18 protein-coding genes are annotated in these 20,025 nt (G+C 37.7%); 4 read left to right on the forward strand and 14 right to left on the reverse strand.

Going from position 1 to position 20,025, the window contains the following annotated elements:
* Positions 1-297 precede the first annotated feature (297 nt).
* The 7 genes from ACHRV5_RS10850 to ACHRV5_RS10880 all read right to left on the reverse strand — a co-directional run bounded on the left by ACHRV5_RS10850 (position 298) and on the right by ACHRV5_RS10880 (position 5,242).
* Positions 298-1,101 (reverse strand): PRTRC system ThiF family protein, encoded by an 804-nt coding sequence (locus ACHRV5_RS10850; RefSeq protein WP_395426743.1) that lies wholly within the window; start codon positions 1,099-1,101, stop codon positions 298-300.
* On the reverse strand, positions 1,098-1,814 hold the full coding sequence (locus ACHRV5_RS10855; RefSeq protein WP_395426744.1) for a PRTRC system protein B: 717 nt from the start codon (positions 1,812-1,814) through the stop codon (positions 1,098-1,100). The genes ACHRV5_RS10850 and ACHRV5_RS10855 overlap by 4 nt, the downstream gene beginning before the upstream one ends.
* On the reverse strand, positions 1,811-2,902 hold the full coding sequence (locus ACHRV5_RS10860) for a hypothetical protein (protein WP_395426745.1): 1,092 nt from the start codon (positions 2,900-2,902) through the stop codon (positions 1,811-1,813). Before ACHRV5_RS10860 ends, ACHRV5_RS10855 begins: the two co-directional genes overlap by 4 nt.
* 57 nt (positions 2,903-2,959) lie before the next feature.
* On the reverse strand, positions 2,960-3,178 hold the full coding sequence (locus ACHRV5_RS10865; RefSeq protein WP_395426746.1) for a PRTRC system protein C: 219 nt from the start codon (positions 3,176-3,178) through the stop codon (positions 2,960-2,962).
* Positions 3,172-3,705 carry a prtrc system protein e gene (locus ACHRV5_RS10870; protein WP_395426747.1) on the reverse strand — a complete coding sequence of 178 codons (534 nt, stop codon included), beginning with the start codon at positions 3,703-3,705 and terminating at the stop codon, positions 3,172-3,174. The genes ACHRV5_RS10865 and ACHRV5_RS10870 overlap by 7 nt, the downstream gene beginning before the upstream one ends.
* Positions 3,706-3,767: 62 nt before the next feature.
* Positions 3,768-4,829, reverse strand: coding sequence for a DUF932 domain-containing protein (locus ACHRV5_RS10875; RefSeq protein WP_395426748.1), 1,062 nt, complete (start codon positions 4,827-4,829; stop codon positions 3,768-3,770).
* Positions 4,830-4,864: 35 nt separating this feature from the next.
* Positions 4,865-5,242, reverse strand: coding sequence for a single-stranded DNA-binding protein (locus tag ACHRV5_RS10880; protein WP_395426749.1), 378 nt, complete (start codon positions 5,240-5,242; stop codon positions 4,865-4,867).
* A 343-nt stretch (positions 5,243-5,585) separates the two neighbouring features.
* Between ACHRV5_RS10880 and ACHRV5_RS10885 the strand changes: the two genes are divergently transcribed.
* A complete protein-coding gene (locus ACHRV5_RS10885) occupies positions 5,586-6,635 on the forward strand; it encodes a hypothetical protein (RefSeq protein WP_395426750.1) in 1,050 nt (349 codons plus the stop codon).
* A gap of 285 nt (positions 6,636-6,920) precedes the next feature.
* On the opposite strand, the gene ACHRV5_RS10890 is transcribed toward ACHRV5_RS10885, so the two are convergent.
* The 7 genes from ACHRV5_RS10890 to ACHRV5_RS10920 all read right to left on the reverse strand — a co-directional run bounded on the left by ACHRV5_RS10890 (position 6,921) and on the right by ACHRV5_RS10920 (position 16,649).
* The gene (locus ACHRV5_RS10890) at positions 6,921-8,633 is read right to left on the reverse strand and encodes a hypothetical protein (RefSeq protein WP_395426751.1); all 1,713 of its coding nucleotides are present in this window, start codon (positions 8,631-8,633) and stop codon (positions 6,921-6,923) included.
* Positions 8,634-8,635: 2 nt separating this feature from the next.
* Positions 8,636-9,649, reverse strand: coding sequence for a caspase domain-containing protein (locus ACHRV5_RS10895; RefSeq protein WP_395426752.1), 1,014 nt, complete (start codon positions 9,647-9,649; stop codon positions 8,636-8,638).
* A gap of 1 nt (position 9,650) precedes the next feature.
* Complete coding sequence (locus ACHRV5_RS10900) at positions 9,651-11,126, reverse strand: hypothetical protein (RefSeq protein ID WP_395426935.1); 1,476 nt, start codon at positions 11,124-11,126, stop codon at positions 9,651-9,653.
* A complete protein-coding gene (locus tag ACHRV5_RS10905) occupies positions 11,080-12,636 on the reverse strand; it encodes a S8 family serine peptidase (protein WP_395426753.1) in 1,557 nt (518 codons plus the stop codon). The genes ACHRV5_RS10900 and ACHRV5_RS10905 overlap by 47 nt, the downstream gene beginning before the upstream one ends.
* A 331-nt stretch (positions 12,637-12,967) precedes the next feature.
* Positions 12,968-14,944, reverse strand: coding sequence for a conjugal transfer protein MobC (gene mobC / locus ACHRV5_RS10910; protein WP_395426933.1), 1,977 nt, complete (start codon positions 14,942-14,944; stop codon positions 12,968-12,970).
* Between the two features lie 17 nt (positions 14,945-14,961).
* Positions 14,962-16,269 (reverse strand): relaxase/mobilization nuclease domain-containing protein, encoded by a 1,308-nt coding sequence (locus tag ACHRV5_RS10915; protein ID WP_395426754.1) that lies wholly within the window; start codon positions 16,267-16,269, stop codon positions 14,962-14,964.
* Positions 16,254-16,649 carry a plasmid mobilization protein gene (locus ACHRV5_RS10920; RefSeq protein ID WP_395426755.1) on the reverse strand — a complete coding sequence of 132 codons (396 nt, stop codon included), beginning with the start codon at positions 16,647-16,649 and terminating at the stop codon, positions 16,254-16,256. The genes ACHRV5_RS10915 and ACHRV5_RS10920 overlap by 16 nt, the downstream gene beginning before the upstream one ends.
* A 780-nt stretch (positions 16,650-17,429) precedes the next feature.
* Here ACHRV5_RS10920 and ACHRV5_RS10925 point away from each other — a divergent pair.
* The 3 genes from ACHRV5_RS10925 to ACHRV5_RS10935 all read left to right on the forward strand — a co-directional run bounded on the left by ACHRV5_RS10925 (position 17,430) and on the right by ACHRV5_RS10935 (position 19,991).
* Positions 17,430-17,723: a hypothetical protein gene (locus tag ACHRV5_RS10925; RefSeq protein WP_395426756.1), complete on the forward strand. Its 294-nt coding sequence runs from the start codon at positions 17,430-17,432 to the stop codon at positions 17,721-17,723.
* A 380-nt stretch (positions 17,724-18,103) separates the two neighbouring features.
* Positions 18,104-19,618, forward strand: a complete 1,515-nt coding sequence (locus ACHRV5_RS10930) for a DoxX family protein (protein WP_395426757.1) — start codon at positions 18,104-18,106, stop codon at positions 19,616-19,618.
* Between the two features lie 106 nt (positions 19,619-19,724).
* The gene (locus ACHRV5_RS10935) at positions 19,725-19,991 is read left to right on the forward strand and encodes a hypothetical protein (protein WP_395426758.1); all 267 of its coding nucleotides are present in this window, start codon (positions 19,725-19,727) and stop codon (positions 19,989-19,991) included.
* Positions 19,992-20,025 lie beyond the last annotated feature (34 nt).

Raw genomic sequence — 20,025 nt, forward strand, 5'->3', positions numbered from 1 at the left:
ATTTCGCAAGATATAAAATATATTGTTTTGTTGCATCTAAGAATAAGATTTAAATTTATTCAATTCATTAACACTTAAGTTTATTGTGCTATTTGAACTGATACTAATAAACGGTGGTTAAGGATAGCCTTAGGTTGTTCACTATTAAATTTTTTGTAGTACTAAAAGCAGTAATAAAAAAGAGCGCCCGCTTGTGTGAACTGCCGAAAAGGCAAAGTTCTGCACAAGTGGGCGCATCCGCTTAGAACGTCTCGCAATTGTCCCGACGCAGGAAGAGCAATTGCGGGGCGGCGGGCATCAGCCCGCCAATATAGGCTCTGATTTAAAATTACTCAGATTTAAAAAGAACCCCCTATACTCTGTCATACCCTCACGAAACAGCTTCCATAGTAAAGATGCACCCATACTGGCTAATGTAGCATTGATAAACAAATCCTGTTTTTCCAAACTTTCAGCAAGGGAACAACTCGGTTCATTATTATCGGACTGCGCTTCTAAGAGTTCTTTAAATTCATGTGTTATCATTGGCAAAGTTGCAACTGTCCTGTATAGTTTGGAAGTGGGTTGTCTGATTTCTCCAATAGTAGACAATAGTGCTTGTCCTGTATTTCGGGCGTTGCCCATGTCAAGCCAATACAATGATTTATTGCGTTCCCTGCTATTATTTTCTGCATAGTCTTTTAACACCTGCGCAATGTCAAAACGTGCCGATACGGTATCGACACAACTGATATGAATGTTTGCCTTTCCACGATTGGGCAAGGATTTAAGATTAGCGATCGAGAACTTTTCTGTTACGGCTTTCCAATTCGTGCCAAAAAAGCGATTGGTTCGATTAATGAGTGCTACCGCTTTGTATAGTCCTACCTCAGCATCAGCAAAGAGTTGTCGCCCCTGATTGGCTGTAGTTATGCTATCATCGTCATATAAATTAACCTGTAGACCAGTATGCCCTAAAGCGATAAGGCTGTGGTTCATTCTTGCGAGTTCTGTAAGCATCCTGCTTCCTGTTCCCCCTGCGCCAATAAGGTTTATCGTTATGGGGTTGGTGGGATTTATGAGATAGTTGTCTGTATAATGCATGGGTTTTAAAGTGTTCATAATAGTAGTTTTTTAAGGGTTAGACCATTTTTGACAAGGACTTTGATGAGGAACTTTTTTCGTGTATTCACAAGACTTTGCCATAGTTGTATGATGTTTGTTTTTACGGGGCTTTTTTCGGTAATCAAGTGGCTGAAATAACTGTTAAAAAAATACTGTTCCCATAGGTCAATAAATTCTTCCAAGAGACAGTCTGGTTTTATATTGACCGATACCGTCCCCATACAAACCCTGCCATCGGGGTACAGATTAAAAAAAGGGGCATGATATAGGGGAGTAGCTTCTGTGATATCGGTAGTTTCCTCTAAGGCGTAAATCCAAAGCGTACTTTTAGATGCTTTCCAAAGTAAAGGCGGTAGGGATGCTTTGCCGTTTGGAATCCCCAGGCTATCGACAAAAAACAAATCCACCCTTTGTGCAGGGGTATACCAAAGCGCATACCCATCGTGGTCAGGATTTATGTATAACACCTTTTTAGGAAGCAGTCCCAAAGGCTTTAGAAAATTTCGTTTGAGTTCTTCACAGGTATCTAAGGCATTAGCAAGCTGTGTACTTTCTTTTAAACTTAGTGGATGGGCATTGATAGGATAACCATTTTTGTCCATGTCGTAGCTTTCTACATAAATACTTTTATCAGACGAATTTTTCTGATATATGACTAAGGCTTTTACAGGGTTGTATACTGTTCCGAACGCTGCTGTTATATCTTTCATGGTATAGTGTTTAAAAGAGTACACAATTCATTTATCAAAGGAAAAATTCGGTATTCAAAACTAAGTCCTTCTTTTGACGGACTACTTTGGCTATCATAAATCTGCTGTAAGAAAGGCTCTTCCATTTCTCCGGATTCATTAAATTCATCATTGATAACACGGGCGATATTGTCATATAATTCCCCATCGTTATCCGCAATGAAAGAGATATACTGTTCTGCCCTTATTATGTACTGGTCATTATCAAAATCCTGATTCATGGTATTTCTAAAAATGTTGGTATCGGGGTAATCAGTAAACAGGTCAAACGCTTTTTGCGCAACGCTTAGACAGTCCTTATCAAAAGAAGATTTCTGCTTATAATTCTCAATACGCTGTTTAAATACATTCAGATGATAGGGATTGTATATTTTTCGTAGTATCACTTCTCCATAGTGGTTTGCCTTATTAAATTCTGTGAGATTGCAATTTGCAGTATCATTTTCTTCACTTTCCAAATCATCTATCATCCATTCTTCCATGCATTCGTAGTGATAGAACAGATAGGTATGGTTCTCCCTGTAATAAGGTATTGCTACGATATGGTAGAGATAGGCAAATACGGATAATAATAGTTCGCCCGCCTTTTTTTGTTTTTTGTCCTGCAATAATCGGTATAAAGGCAACACAGGAATGTAATACAAGGTCGTGCCAGTATTGTAACTATGATTGGTTGCCAGTTTTACTATCCCATCCTCGTCCTGTAGTATGATGATTTCTATGTCCTGTCCTGATTTATTAAGTTGTTTTTGAGCGTACTGCTGTGCCAACAAGATGTCATTCGGATAGGGTTGGGGTTCTGTTTTTGTCTGCTCCAATGCGTATACTCCTGACAGGATAGACAACGAACCAAAAAAATCCTTTTGGGTCTGTTTAGCGTTTGGTACATTTTTGGCAATCTCGCATAAGGGGAGAAACTGCCGTTTTAAAAAATCATTGGCAGGAGTTCCAAAGGAACTGAAACAGGCTTGTTGTTTTTTAGCTGTTGCGCATCGGGCAGACGGTTGGAATTTTCTGCCCAATCGCCTAACTGTTTGTATAGTCTGCATTGCTTTTTATTTTTAGGCAGTCTGATACTGCCTGTTATGGATTTCGTTTTCATCATTTTATCCTTTTGTTCCAATTTGTAATACAAATTTGTATTGCACCGCATCATCGTTTATTACAGGACCCTCAATGGTTGCGGTGGTTAAAATAGGATAGGTCTGTGCATAAAAGTTCAATACCGCTTCGGGGCTGAATGTGGGTGAGGGGTCAGCGAGTTTAATCTCCTGCTCCTTATCTTTAAAGGAAAAGACCCTTTCTAATAATTTGGCTGTTAACATGGTTCTTCGGTTTTAGGGGTGTTAAAAAGGTCAACAGGGAATTTGTCGGAGAGTTCCGCTTTGCGTTTGTGTATCGTTTCCCTATGTTCGGGATAAAGGTCGGCACGGGGTACTTTGATCCACGCTTCTTTAAATTTGCCAAGTGCTTCGAGTTCATCGGCTTTTTTCATGGCTTCTTCATAGTTTTTCTGCAACTCTGTTTTTTCTTTGCCCATCTTAAGGATATTGTCCTTTTCCATTTGGGAGGCAATTTTTGCCTGTTCTTTTTCTTTAAGAAACTGCTCCATACTAGCGAAAAGTTGAGCCGTTTCTTTTATAGGCTGTGCTATGGTTTCAAAAAAACCTGCATCCAATTCCTCGGCTGTGCCTTTGAGTAGGATGGGAGGTACTTTTTTACGGGCATCATCGCCTATAGCATCATTAAAAAACAATACCGATACAATAAGTCTGTCGGGGGTTTCTTTGACTATGTTTATTTTCCAATCGCCAGCAACCTGCAAGGCGATTAGAGATTGAAAGAAATTCATACTGTTGTGTTTTAAGTGAATTAAAAGAGAGGACAGGCAGGTTTTGCCTGTCCTTTTTTTGATTAATTAAGGATTAATGCTCCTGCGCCTTTACTTGTGAAATCCATACACAAATTGAATGCAGTTTGTGTGCGTAACTGTCCTGTACCACCCATTAAAAGTGATGTTAACTTAGCTTCATCGTCTTTATAATTTCGGACATTCTGAAAGTAACCCGTTACGGCATTGTACGCCCCGAATACTGTTCCTTTGGTGGTTTCCATGAGTTGTGCCGGGTCGCTCATAGCATATTCAAATGCACTTTCTACCATATTGGTAAAACAGGTAGAAAGTTCCTCTTCTTTACCGTCTTGTATGGATTTTAAAACCTCCTTGTTGGGAACAAGGGCAGACTGTATGAGTTTTTTAACTTCGTTATCCGTGATACGGACTTTTGCCCAATTGTTGAAAATGGCTTCCATTTGTACCGACAGCATATCGGATATGCCTATTACTTTGTGTGCCTGTTCCAAACGCTGTTTGGCATTAGAAGTATGACGAATGCGTACGGTATTGGTTTTGTTTTGCATTGCCGCATTTAGGGTATTGGCACATACAATTCGTATGGGCGTAAAAGCGGCGGTTATGCTTCCGCTTCCATCGTGTGAGGTGGTAAGGAACAAGTACTTTTCGATAAGGTCGTTATTGCCAACCCTGATATAATCGGGTAGTTTGGCGGTTATAAATATACGTTCGCCCTTACCGAGTGCCCCTGCGGTTTCGTAAAGAATACCGTCACCACCAACAATACTGTCAAAAAAAGAAAAGGCATCCCTGTTTTGTACAATTTGATAATCTTTACCCACTACACCCAAAACAGTATCGTTGTCGGTACGTACGGTACTAAAGTAATTCGGAACTTCGATTGTATTGTCAAAGGTTTCACTTTCAGGACTGATTGCATTTTTACCAGAGGTAAAAAGTTTTCTTTTTTCGATTTCGTAGTCCAAACCTGCGTGGATAATTGCTTCTTTGCTTGTTGGATAGTCAGAAATTATCTGTCCTAAATTGTGCCATGCTTTCTCTTTAACGCTGAAAAAACTGTGTTTTTTTTCTTGCTCGTTGTAATAAATAGTATGTGCCATGATATTGAATTTTTAAATGTTATTGTTTGAATTGATTAAAAAGGCAAATCGTCTGTTACCTCCTGTTTTACTTCCTTAATGGGTTTTGTAGTTGTCTCTGTTTTGGCAAAAGCCAAAATTTTGATATTGTTGGTATGAAAGGTTAAGCTACCCAAGGGTTTGCCTTCGCTGTTGCTGTAGACATTCAGCCCAACACGTCCAAAGAGTTGTACTAAAGCCCCTTTTTTAAGCCACTGTGCTGTTGTTACATTTAACCAATAGGAGCAATTGATATAAGTTACTACTTCGGTTATTTGTGTACTGCCTTTTGCCTTGTAATTGTCATTGATGGCAATGCTAAAATTAACCACCTGTTTGTCGTTGCTTACTTTGTGTACTTGTGCATCTGCCGTTAATCGTCCTGTAATTTCCATGATGTAAAATTTTAATGATTACTACTGTTTTGATTTCTTCCCCAGTCTCCGCATACAATGTTTTCAAAAGAAAAAACGGAAAAAAAGAAAGCAAGAATCAAGTGACCGGTAATGAGGATGCGGAGTGCTATAAGTCCCGAAGGGTGGCGCAGCCATTATGCGCATGCAGCATACGGCGGGCACTATCTTGGCTGCCCTTTTAGTCCGTTTCGAATGAAAACTTTACATAAATTCTACATATAAAATAGATCCAGTATTATTGCACAAAAAGACTTAATTTAGCTTTTCATAGTCAGTACGATAGCTGAATAAAAGAAATTATTGACAGACTTTTTAATAAGATATGGCAACCCTACTAGACGCTTACAGAAATCTTGATAATTCCGTATGGGATTATTATGATGCTTTTAGACAGCCTGGCCATCTGAGAGGCCCATTTGCAGCAGACCTGAATTCAATCCACACCCATCAGGATTTCATAAGGAGGTATTACCGCCTTTCGGGAAAAGAAGAGATGCTACAGCAGTTTGGGGACAACATGCTGTATGATGAAAGGTCTTTCCATACCAATTCGGTTTTTTTTCTCGGACTGCTCATCAGGGAGAATACCATACTCAAAACCCATCTTCTGAATGCCAAGAAATCGAAACTTAACTACCCGCTGTTTCCATTCCTTTGGTTCATATCAATATTATTCCATGACTTTGCTATGAAGATTGAGGATAATTCAGGTGATTTTCCTATGCTACGTGATCTGGACGGTTTAAAAGCATACTATTCGATCGATCATGACATATTAAGGCAGGCTCCCGCCGGAACAGACGTAGAACTTTATAACCTGATATCGCATTACTTCAGTCATCGTAGCCTGAACGGAAAAGTTGATCATGGGATTTTGGCAGGTATTTATCTTTATGACAGGTTAGTAAAAATCCGTCGTGAGAAATCCAGACGGCCCAATCAGGAATTAAGTTGGCATCACTCTTTGGAAAAAAGGTATGCGCAAGCTGCTGCAGCCGTGGCGTGTCACAATATGTGGACACTTCCTTCAGGACATGAGAATGTTCCATCCTATACAGCCAGCGGCCTGGGATATCTGGTACAGCCTTCATTTAATGAAATTTCAGTAAAAAATTTCCCCCTTTTATACCTTTTTGGGATTACGGACACTATTGATCCTATCAAACTTTACATGCGGGACGGTTATAATGTGGAGGATATACTAAGCAATATTACGATCAGTTTTACCAAAAAGAAAATGCGCCTTGAAAATGCTTTAGGCTCCCCTCTTGACTTTTCAAAACTTGTGCAAAAGAGTGTTGGTCTTAAAGGTTGGATGGCGGTGGAGGTGGAAAATGGTCCAGAGTGGGTTACCATCTCATTTAAGAAGTAAAAGAATCACCTGCTTGTAAAACCTACCTCAACTTCACTGAAAGTGAGATTGATATTTGGAAGTATATCTTTTGCGGATTTTGATATATGATGTTCTTAATATTAGCTGTAAAACCTAGAAAACAAAGTTGCTGTTTATTAACAAAGTATGTGATGTTGTTTTTAAATCTTCTGTAGAATTTGATACATTTCCTAAGTTTGGACAAAAGCGTTGCCTATACCGAAAGTTTATTAACGTGAGAGATTAGATATGGGATAATAGACGATAGAATTCCTATCTGCCAAGTCATAAAGTTGCATCCCTGTTGATTTCGTTTTTTGACAATACGCGTGCTATTGTAGGCTCTGGGATATTAAGATCCTTTGAAATCTGCTCAATACTCATATCGGGATTTTCAATGACCATATCCGCGACATACATAGCTGTTGTTGTACTTTGATTATTATTCTTGATGTTCTCAGCATTTTTTTGAATATTCAGATCTAAATTAATATTTGGTTTTGACTCTGGTAGATCTTTGATTGGCTGTACTGATCTTCTGAACGAAATTATCTTTTTAATTGCAGAGTAAAATTTATGATATAATTTGTTTTCTGAATTATTGAGGGTATCATTATCTTCTATATTTTTTAGGAAAATAGCAGAGGCTTCAAGTATTTGATCTGCAGTGATGTTTTTTTTCTGAAGGAATCCTTTTGCTTTTATGACCATACCTGTGAGCGTGTCTGTTAAAATCTCGAAATTGTTATCAAAAAAATTCAGGACATTATTTTCATCCCATTCAAACACCGTAAAGACAGAAGAACGCTGTAAACCTTCAATTGCATAATCAAGCATTCCTTTGTGGCCTATCAAAAGGGGCCATTGCATTGCTGCGTCAGATATTGCCTGTACACCTAATCGAAGCATTGGCACGCCGCTAAGCTCCTTATTATTTACCTCGTTTTTACCTAGATACCTTTCCGCAAGTAATTCAATTGCTATAATGTCAGGGGATTTGGAATTGTTAGGAAGAATAAGTTCATTCAGTACGGTAATCATTCTCTCGATAACAGAATCATTCACATCAGATTCTCCGTTCATGTAGGCGTAAATACATAATAATGCCAGCATCGGTGATTCCGTTTTATGGTTTGCTACATACTGAATCAATTCGGTAGATAATTCAACTTCATTGTTCTGTATTTTATCTGCCAGGATATCAATGTATTTGTTGACGACATTTCTTGAATCAAATTTTCTTTCGGGGGATAGGATAATCCTCAGTGTACCATAGAGCGGCTGTTCGCCGAGAGTCATAAAAATCTGAGAATGCCAATTAGCGAAAACCTGAACCGGTATCATTTGTGATGGTCCGTTTTGTGCTATTTTGATATAATATGTTCCCGGCTGTACTATCAAATTGAATGCAATAGATCCGACTTCTTTATTTATTATACTGGTGTGTTTGTCCAATGATTCAATTAATTCATATTGTTCATCATAGAGCTGGAAAGATTTATGGAATGCAGGTGACCATTTATTCTTTAATATTTCAAATTGTTCGTGGTTTGGAAATCTAAAAAAAATAAAAATGGAGGAGGAGGATTCTTTAACTGGCTCACCCCTCATTTTTTTGGATGTTGATTTCTGGCTCCACGCAATACAAGAAGAACTATAATATTCATGGCTGCTTTTATATGTATCATAATTTTCATCATCAAAAGGGATTGATGAATATATCATAGGAAGGCTTAAGATAACAGCATCTTCCCATTGTTTGCCAACTGGAGGAATTCTGAATGCAAATCTTTGTTCTTTATGTACTCTGACAACGTGATCTTTTATGATGCCATTGAGTTCAAGCCTGATTGTGTAGATTCCAGGTTTGACGAGGATAGTCTGCTCTTTTTCCGCTTTGAAATCTTTGATTTCTTTATCAGTTCCGTCAAAAATTTTTACTTTAAGCGCAAATCTGTAATCTGAAAGGCATCCGAAAGTGATATTAATGTTTTCCATGATTAAAAGGTAATAGCGTTATCGGAATCAGTTACTCTGAAAATCTTTTCCTCTTTATTTGAATTCCGAATTAAGGTGTAATAACCTTTTGAAAGTTGCCTGATAAAGTCTGCATTTGGATCAACCGTAACAATGCTCTCAAGGGTTTTGTCCTTTGAATCGTTTAGAATATATTCATCGGGTATCTCAAAATGGAATGTTATTTGGGTCTTAACAACAGGAATTGAAGTGAATACTATCCTGTCGTTACCATTTCCTAAAATCACGGAGCATTGCGGTTTTTGGGAAAAGCCTTTCTTTTGAGCAAGAGTATTTACTTCTTTCATTAAATATGCAGAAAGTGTATTGTTGTCCACCTCACCATTTTCATTGGCTGCTGCACCTTTAAGTCCTTCTAGGAGGACCTCTGTAAAAACACCTCTTTTCTCCAATATGCCATTCTGGCCTATTGCGTCATATTCGTGGGCCTCGTCATCATATGAAGTTGAATATGCTATATAAACAGATGCGTCGTTAAAATTTCCGCATCTAATGTTTTGTGTGATAAATTCACTAAGCCTAGCCCTGAAATAGCGAGTCCTGCAGCAGTCAAAAATAAAAATTATTTCTTTGAACACACCCATATAGCGAAAAAAAGAAATTGCAGGTACTGAGGCAAAAGCATTGTTACTCCACTTTTTAGTCCAATCTGAAAAGCATAAAAGATTATGATCAACTTCATCGGGATGCCCAACACCATGTCCGGCAAAGTAAAAATAAAGCTTCTCATTAATAACATTATTCCCTACAGCATTTATAAACTCCATAAGTTTAGTTTCTGCATCATTTTTTTTTGGGAAAACATTATTGTTGAGACTTTTGATGTGGAATATATTCTCATCAGGCAAGGGATCGTTTAGGCTTTTTAGCCAATTTACAAAATCATTGGAATCTTTCACGGCGCCATTGAGTGTCTGCAGGCCGTCAGGGTCCTGAACATAATTATTAACACCTACAACAAATGCATATGACCCCATCTTAATTTGATATTAAATATTGAATACTTTCTTTTGTTATCTCATCATCATCAATTTGTCCATGTCGGAGACCATCAGTTCTCCTCCCTAAAGTTTCACCTAAGGCTGCCGCAAATGCAGTTCCATGGGGCTGGAATGAGAATAAATTCTTAACTTCTTTAATTAAAGCATCATTTTCAAAAACTGAATGTTTTTTCCAAAAACGTTCCATTCCAAGAATATACACGTCGTCGGAATCTCCATCTTCTTCCGTTTCAAATAAGCCTGAAACAAAATACAATAGAGATTGAGGGTAAAGGATCGGAATCATAATGTCTAATTTTTCCCTTTCGTCTGAAAGCCCAAAAATGCTCCATCTTCCATGTAATGGGGAAGTCACTTTCATCACATCTTTCATCAGATCAAAACGGCAGGCAGGCGCTATAAATATAATTTCTTTGATAAGGTTTGAATGATTGCAATTGAAGAAAGATCTGTAGCCCTCTAGAACTGCTATTGATCCGGCACTATGACCAATCAGATTGACTTTTAAATTTGTAGCTCCGTTCATTTTATTTATTAGACTGTTCATAAAATAAGAAGCTACGTTTTTTTCATCATCTGTTTTATTCCACATATCGACAGCTTTATCCTTCATCAGACCCCAAAACTCAGCACCTATTTCACCGATGTAAAATTCACGCAGCACCTCTTCAACAACTGTTGGATAAAATCCGTGGTCGCGGTCATAATGAAAACGCTTTATGCTTCGCCAGATAATTCTTCCAATGCTTATAATTGTTGATGTCAGTGAAAGTATACTTCTTGATCCGGGTGAACCAGCATCAGTCTTGTTATATTCTTTAACCAGTTGTTCCAGTTCAATGTCCGGATCATTTTCTAATTCGTCCTTAATTTCTTGTATAACGCTCCATTCTCCTCTTTCAAATTCCTTATCGTTTAAGAGCCCTCGACTCGAACTGACGCCTCCAGGGTTCCAGCTGGAAAAAGGAATTTCCTTTGACATTTCTTCCTGTAACCACTGTTCCGAAATATTATTCTTTCCACCCCTTGAATTAATAGCAGGAACGTAGCGTTCAGCAAATTTTTTAAGGGCTTTTAGTAGTATCTTTTTAAAAAAAGGAGATTTATTGATGGTTAGCAGCCTTTGTTTCAATGTGGTAACAAAATCCGTCTCCCAGATAAAACAAACTGGGTATGAATCGGTATTTTGCATGTAGTTGACAAAACTTCTTGCACCTTCGAGACCGCTTTCCCTGCCTACCAGTCCTCCATGGAAATGAAGGCTCACTGAAGATTTGGCAGAATTTATAATATTATCCACCAAATCATCTATTTGTTGCTTAGAAGTATATCCCTGACCATTTCCGAAACTTCCGGCATTTCCAACGAATACTATAAAATTTTGATCTGTCAGCATAAAATATATTTTAGAAATTTCCTGCAATAATCTCCGTAGCAAAAAGTGCTCGTGCATGATTTAATTCTTCAGCCTTCATAGCTCTTGTACCTTCCGAGGATTGATTCTGAGCGGGAGCGGGAGCGAGCGGCATAAGATTATCAAATGCATTTTTGGCATCAGGAGTAGCTTCTTCTCTTATAAATTCTATCATAGACGAGTAATCGACATGATCCTTGTTTACCATTAAATCCAGCATTTCTTTCTGGATTAGATTATATTCCTGACCAGCATTCCCAAAACCTCTTCCTTGTCGGGAAATACTTTTGCTTTTTTGATATTCATCCGGATACTGCTGTTTTATTATCTTTGGCGAAAAGTCCAATAGTTTGTACGCATCTAATATTCCAGGTCCATACTCGGTAGTATAATTATTATTTTTATGTGGTTGTACGCTCAATTTCAATGCTGTCCTGAATAAATCCACCTTATCACTCGGCTTTTCTATGGCCTCCGCAATTTCGTCCTTAAAGTGGTTCAGCCATAAGACTGCTGCTGCCGCAACATGAGGAACGGCAAAAGAGGTTCCGCTGCCAAAACCTTGGTCAAAAATCATTTCGGTATTATCTTTTTTAGATCTTGCCACATAGACATTTTCTCCTGGAGCTGAAGCATCGACTGTATTTCCCCTGCAGCTGCCTTCCCATGGCTCTTTATTTACATTAATGGCTGCAATAGCCAAAACTTCATCATAGGCGGCAGGCCAAACTACAAATTGAACATTGTTCCCTGCTGCACAGCAAAAAATCACTCCGTTATCATAAGCAAATTTTACGGCTTCCTTCCAGCTTCTCCTTGGAGGCGCACCTCCCATGCTCATAGTAATGACATCAACCCCTTTTTTTACTGCATGCAGAATGGCCTCGTCAATATTTGAATTGACAAAATGAACTACTGATTTTGCAATTCTATACGGTATAAGACTAGTATAAGGGAATACACCATTGTTAAAATCATTGTTTTCTGTTTGCTGCAACCCGACAATGACACTGGCTGTGCCAGTTCCATGCCCAGGATGCTTGAAAAGACCATCGTTCATCATATCAGTTATATCGTCATTTTCTTCAACAAAATTATATCCTCTTTCTTTGAAATCTGGCAGTTCAGGGTGCTTTGTTATACCGGTATCAAAATGTGCGATACGGGTGACTGTCCCCGTATTTATATCCAGTTTCCCATCACTAACGCTTTTTTGAATGGCTTCTGGAAATTTAGTTATACTATGATTCCATTTGACATTTCCTGGTTCAGGATAATCTTCATCACTTTCATAAGCTCCGGTTTGGCCGGTAAGGAATATTACGGGATCTACTTCTATTACCCCTTTATGTGCATCTTTTATTTCTTTGGCTATTCGCCATTTGTTTTTATTATCACTTGTTTTCAGCCTGAAAAAATATTTAAAATTGCCCTTGGGATCAGAGTACCAAGGTTCAACATCTGTTTGAAATTTTGCATTGAGGGTGGTAATACATTCCTGCTGTAATATGGGATCAGCAGTTAGATAAAGTTGAAAGGTTTGACTCATAATTTCATTTTATTAATTTATATGTTTTTCATTTATTTGATTGACGTATCAATTCAATAAACAGAGTATCGAAATATTAATAAGAAATAGAAAAAAAACAGTGATCCTGACAGAAGTTTCATAAACCCATGACTGCTGACTTTTGCTACGGAATTGTAGGTAGGCGGGTACTTACAAGAATATTTTTTGCTTAGAGGTAATAGTCTGGGTGATATTAATTTCGGTATAAACCAAAACACTATAAAATTAGCTGCTTTTTCTCAAGTAATTCTAGGTGGAAATACCTGTTTTTTGCTCTTTTATCTGCTATGATAAAAAATATACAGGTTTTTTATTTGCGTATCACCAAATGGGAGAGGGCAGGATTACCCAGAAGGTGCTCCATTTCAGAATGGATTATATCCTGAACATCCTGTTTTATCTGTAAGTAATTGCGTTGAATCATTGCATTATCAAGTTTGCGTACCGCAGGTATCTCTATATAATTTTCCTCTTCCTTTTTAATAGCCTCATGGTCATTTACAATTTCGCAATGGAATGTTTTGAGTTCAATTTTACAATCGGGATCATCGGCGACCATTCCCACAAATTCACCGGAACTTAGCCCTGAAATTTTCGAAGGAGGGACAGCCGACTCCAATTGTTTGGACCTGCTGATTGACGTATCACCGCTATTAATAGACAGACTTTCCCTGTCCTGCATAATCTTGCCGAACCGCTCCGATAGTTGCTTAGAAGTGTCTCCTGTAACTTGTCCGCTAATTATATTTCCAGTGATGTTCATAATAACATCAGCCTGTTCGCGTCCATAGTCTTTACGCAACTGGCTAAAGTCCTGGATGCCTAAACAAGTTGCTACTTTATTGCTTCGTGCCGTGGCAATCAGACTATCCATATTGTTGAGGTAAATAGTAGGGAATTCATCAAAAATGAGGCTCGATTTCATTTTCCCTTTTTTATTGACCAACTTTACCAGACGGTTTACATAAAGAGATAATACGGCTCCATAAATTTGTATTTTTTGAGGGTTGTTGCCCACGCATACAATCTTTGGTTCCTCAGGATTATTAATATCCAGTGTAAAATCATTTCCTGAAAGCACATAGTAGAGCTGGGGAGAGGAGAGCCTTGCCATTGCTACTTTTGCAGAAGCAATTTGTCCCTCTAACTGCTCCATAACATCATTAAGATAGGCATTCACAAAGGGGTTAATGAGCACCTCGATTTCTTTTTCTGTTCTGAGTAAGGTAAAGAGGCTATCATAATCGACCTGCATGAGTTCAATAACATGAGGCAGGGTACAGAATTCCCCGTCTTTGTATCGTCTTAAATACCAGATAATACCAGATAAAAAATTAATGGGAGACTCTACAAAAAAGTCGCCTTGCCGTTTGATCCATTCTCTGTTAAGTCCCATTAAAATAGTCCGGGCAGACTCTGAAGCATCCGTAATATCTTCCATACTCTGAGGGTCTAATGGGTTACAACGATGCATGATGTTATCAAAATTGATAAAGTAACATTTTGGCATTACTTTATAAACGGATTTGTATTTTTCAAAGGTATTATAGACTATTTTGGAGAGGTCGTCGTATTTAAAATCATAGACAAATAGGCTAAACCCTTTTTTGATGTGCTGGGTGATCACATGCCTGATTACAAAATACGATTTACCCGAACCGGGAGTTCCTAAAACCATTAATGCCCTGAAGGGATTGATAATATTTATCCAACTGCTACGCACCTTATCTTTTAGATGATAACGGGCCGGTAGATTAATAGAATACTCGTTTTCCAAGAGCCGTTCCTCCTGGGGGAATGTTTCGTTTTCTTTATTGAAAATATCCTTTTGATTTAATCTGTTCTTTATGATACGCGATAGGAGCGTACCTCCTGAAAGCATTAATAGAAATCCAAGTATAGTCATGCCAATATAAAGAGCTGCAGCGAACACAATTTCTATTTTCAATACCATCGTAAGGTAACTTATAAAGTAGATCAAAAGACCTGTGATTATATAGGCAAAAGCCGTTTTGTGCTGGAGCTTTTCATCCTTGCGGCCTTTAGCACCAAGGAGTGAAATAATCAAAAATCCCAGGGCAAATCCTTTGGACTTATGAAAATTGCTGAATAATCCGGTGTTGTAAATGTTGCCTAAAATTTTATCACTAAAAGCACTTACAAGATGCCACTCTTTAAAAGCAGCATAACAATAGTAATAAAAGTGAATACTTAAGATAATGATGCTGATAAGTCTTGTCATATCTAAGATCTTTCTCAGTGCCTGTTCGTTTTCTCCTGTCTGCATTGCCATGGTTTCAAATTTTATTGATTATCAGATTGTCCTTTTCTCTTTTTCTTTTTTCGTTTTCCCTTTAGCTGGTTTGGAATATAATTGGGGTTTTGCTCGAACTGGGTTAGCTGTTCGAGAAGCTGTCCCGTATTTGTATTAGATGCAACCGTTTTACTATTTTCTGTTGCGCCGTTAAAAGGAATTTTAGCACTAATAGGATTGGTTGTTTGAGATATTGTTTGATCTGTTTTTTCAACATTGGAAATTTGCATAGGCTCGGCTTTTTCAGAAGATAAGCAACGCTGCTGTATCGCCTTAGCACTATATTCTTTTCCAAGTGTACTGCCATTAAAAACGCATTTTGTTGCGTGGTCCACATAGGTAATTCCATATAGTAATCCTTCTGCGTTTTCCCTAAAAACAGTATTGATTCCTTCTTTTTCCAATACTGTTATTAATTCTGTCATTGATATTTTTGTTCTTAATAAAGCTTTGTCTATTGCATTTTTTATCTTATTCCTATCGGAGATTTTAACAGTAGTATTTGCCACAAATTTTTCTTCTAAAAACTTCAGAGTAGGCTTATTGTAAAACAAGCTGGCTTTTATGGGTACACCAATGGGATTACCTTTCTCATCGAGTATCCGATATACTAATCCTTTTGTTTTAAACAGCCTTGAATTTTCACTGCCACGATCTGCAAAAACACGATACTGTTGTAAGATCGCATTGAGTTGTGCAAGACTTGAATATTTGTAAGTAGAGAGTACCTCTTCCAGTACATTGTTTATAGCCCTTTTAGATTCACTTTGCCCGTATTTGATCTTAGCTGAAACAATAGGCCGAAGCTTGGTAACCTCATTATTTTTATGTCCCTGTGCTTTAACAAGTCCGAAAGAATCCTCAATTTGCTTTCTTGCGGTTTCAGATTGGTTTCTACCGATATTTTGCATATCAATCCTGCTTCCATCGGCTCTTATTTTTATTGAAACAATATGCAGGTGAGGGTGTCCGGAATCGTAATGTTCATAGACTAAATAAGGCTGGTTTCCAAAGCCAATTTTATTCATATAGGTGTTGGCAATATCCATCAGTTTTTCTTTTGAATGGTTTTCTGACGGATCAAAATTCAATGAAATATGAACGCTATTTCGTTTTACTTTATCATTGAGCGCCGTCTGTTTCAGTAACCTGTTTAGCTTCATCGTAAGGCTCATTTTATCTGCATCAATGGGATAATTACCTTCACCAATGCATAGCGCAACTTCTTGTTTTACCTTATTTTCATTGTAGTTGAAAATGTTGTGCAGGAAATGTCCTGTCTTTATGATAGCAACCATTTCTCTGCAATTTTCTGGATGTTTTTTTTGATCTCTTCAATCTTATTCAAGAGGATTTTTCGCTCCAGTTCACTACTGATAATCCATTCTTTAAACTCAGGAATTTGGTAAAGGGTGTGAAGCTTTTTTACAGCCTGATTGAAGTTGCTTCCTATGGCATTCAGCTCGGCTCGTAATCGTATCATCTCTGCCATAAATTCATCGACCGACTGGTTCCGATAATTAGTTGTTATGGCCTTATTAAATAGAATTCTGCGAACATATTCGCTTAGCTTTTGGCAGGTACTCGCTTTCCATTTGCGTTCAATTTTCGCATATTCTTCAGGTGTGAACCGCAACCCGACTATGCGTGTCCTGTTTGAATCTTCTTTTTTCATCATCTTTCCTTTTCATTATTTTCAAACTCTTTTTCCTTTTCAGTGTCACTGCCCACGACTCCGGAGTATGGGGCAGCAAGATTCGGTTGTTTAACAACCGGACATCTTGCCGATTGCAGGAACGTTGCAATCTTCCTGCTGCTTTAAATGGTTTTTAGGCATTTTAGCATTTTTAGGAGGTTCAAAACGTAACGTTTTGGTTTTTAAACTCTTTTTATAGAATTTTATATTTACACCATCATTTCAGCCCTTCCACAAGATTTTCGCTAATGGAATAAAAATAGTTACAGCTTTACTAAAAAATAGTTCAGTTCGACGTTGACGTATTCAAGGAAAGTGCACGCTGCGCATAATTCCCCCTTGTTGTAATTACTAAGCAACCAAGCCAATTCATCTCCGCACAATCTCATCAAAAAAGCGTGCTCTTTCCAAGAAATAAATCCCTTGTGAAACCCTAAAATCCTGACTGTTTTCAGGAAGGTTTTTAAGGGGACTCATGGAATAAAAAACAAGCGGAATACAGTCAAAGTGAACTGTCTTTTGAAATAGTATTTTTTACTAAATAACATTCTAAAGACATGACGATCCTGCTTTATGTCTTGCCTATTTTAATAGGTCTACTATCGATACCTTTTTGTTTTTTAAACTGTACTACTTCATTTCAAATACGAAGTTAGATAAGCTGTATGAATCCCGCCTAACATGGGTATATTATGCCCATGATATTTTGATGCCGGCTTACTATCTTTGGGAATTAGAGTAGTAACTTAAAAAGTGAAAATTATGCTAACAACAAATGAAGTAGCCCAGGTGTTCGATACTATACTTAGTATCCCCGGGATGAATGAGGTAGTGAAGATTGATTTGAAAATTTCACGAAAGAATGTACTGTTATTAAACCATGTTATTGAACGTGGTTTATCAAACAAAGACACTGAAAAACCATCGATCCTTTTGAAAAGTATTCCGGATGAAACGCTACAGGAATTAAAAGTACTGGCAGATGAATGTCTCCAGAAAGCCGGCCTGATCGAACTCAGTGAAAAGCTGACCCTGCTGGGTGAGAGCAGTAAGTAAATCAAAAGATCTATTTCAAAAAAAGGCAATGCCATTCAATAGTAGCTATTGAATGGCATTTTTGCATTTATCGCTTCGTTTTGTAAGAAAAGAAGCGATCGTATTGTATTTGATTATAAATGGCAGGATTTTCTAAAATTTCAGGCTGTTTTCGCAGGATTTTCGCAACCTATTGTTAAACAAACCACTGTAATTTTGACTATGCTTCAATCTCAAGATAGCTACCCCAATCATAAACACCAGAAACTTTACCCCTTACAGAGATTGAAAACGAATTCTAAAAGCGCATCAAAATTATTTATAAAGCATTAGTCCGGCACCGGAGCTTAGGTATTTTGAGCGCAGTGTAATGTATCTATTGACAATTAAACATTCATGTTATGAGATTCAATATCAAGACGAAGAGAATAATTATAGATGTAATCTGCCTGCTATATGTCTTTTTATTTGTGTATGCCTCCACAAGTAAACTGTTTGATTTTCAAAACTTCAAAGTACAGTTAGGGCAGTCCCCTTTACTAAGCGCCTTTGCCGATTGGATTTCTGTATTGGTCCCCGCTACAGAACTCGTAATCTGTATATTACTTATTGTCCCAAGATTTCGTTTTATTGGGCTATTTACCTCCTATGGTTTAATGGTTATGTTCACCGCTTATATTTTTATAGTACTTCATTATACCACCTTTGTTCCATGTTCTTGTGGCGGTGTCCTGGAGAAATTGAATTGGACAGAACATTTAATCTTTAACTGTGTTTTTATTGTGATGGCTGCCCTGGCTATATTTCTATATAAATCCGTTGATGCTGCAGCAAAGGACAAAGTAAAATCGAAGACACTTTATGGGGTATTTTTCAGCACTACACTCTGTAGTATAGTGATCGTGATTGTCTTATTCTTGCTATCTGAGAATATTGTACAGTACCATAACAGATTAATCAGGCGTTTTCCTCATACCCCCGTTACGATAGCTTATAACCAAGACATCCTGCTTAACTCGTATTACATAACAGGAGTTGATAGTAATAGGGTCTATTTAGGAAATACTACCGCTCCTTTATTGATGACCGTCCTGGATATGAAGCTGGATCAGATCGAAAAAAAAGTTATTGATCTTGATAGGAAAGACCTTCCATTTCAAGCCGTGAAAATTATAGTACACGCTCCATATTTCTTTGTAGTTGATGGAAGAATACCTTGTGTTTACAAAGGAACTATAAAAGACTGGAAAGCTAAAATCAGGAAAAAAGGAGGGGAGTACTTTACAACAGCAGAAGCTATAGACTCCACGGCAATTGCGGTGCGGACACATTCTGCGATAAATGGTGAAAGTATTTTGGGAGTAATCAACCTCGGGGACACAACGAAAACCATTTTAAATCCTAAAATTTTAGAAAAACAGTTTGATGGTGTATTTGATACGGACGGCCAGCTGCTCTATAGTTCCGGCCTCAAAAGAATAGTATTTCTGTACGCTTATAGAAATCAATTTACGGTTGCTAACCATGATCTAAAAATTGATTTTAGGGGCAATACTATTGATACCATTACACGGGCAAAGCTGAGTATTGTAAAAGTCGAAAAACACCATCAGAGAAAATTTAGCAAACCACCTTTGTTCGTTAATAAAAGCAGCGCGGTTTACAATGATCTGTTGTTTGTTAATTCCGCTATACCTGGTCGGTATGAAGAGAAAGATATATGGAAGAATGCCAGTATAATCGATGTTTATGACATTATTAAAAACCGGTATCTGTTTAGTTTCTGCATCTATGATATAAAGGGCAAAAAAGTCAGAAACTTTGTGGTGTATGACAACAAATTATTTGCCTTGATCGGCAGTCATATTGTTCGTTATGATCTTGATAGAAAATTGATATATAAGTATAAGAAATAAACAAACTGTCCTGTTTAGGATGGTATTAAAAATCTATTGGCCGATAGCAGGGATTAGATCGAAAACCTGTAAAAGAGTAGATCATCAACCATGAAATTTTATTATTATGAAAAGTAATCTTTTTAAATTCGTTCTGCCATTGGCAGTAGTTGCACTTGGATTGACAAGTGCCATGAGTACAAGCGGTATTGATAAAAGTGCAGAGGCAGCACCAATTATGGGTTGGAAACATATTTCCGGTCCTGTTCCTTGTGAAAAAGTAGAAGAATGTTCCAATTCTGGAAATTTTGACTGCACTGCGCCCGATGATAGCCAGCTTTATGCCAGACCAATCTCAACCTGCCTGACACCTTTAAAAAGGAATGTAGAATAGTTGAAGCTTTTGGAGTAAATAGTGATGCCGTCTA

This window comes from Flavobacterium sp. FlaQc-52, from assembly GCF_044007495.1.
GTDB lineage: Bacteria > Bacteroidota > Bacteroidia > Flavobacteriales > Flavobacteriaceae > Flavobacterium > Flavobacterium cupriresistens.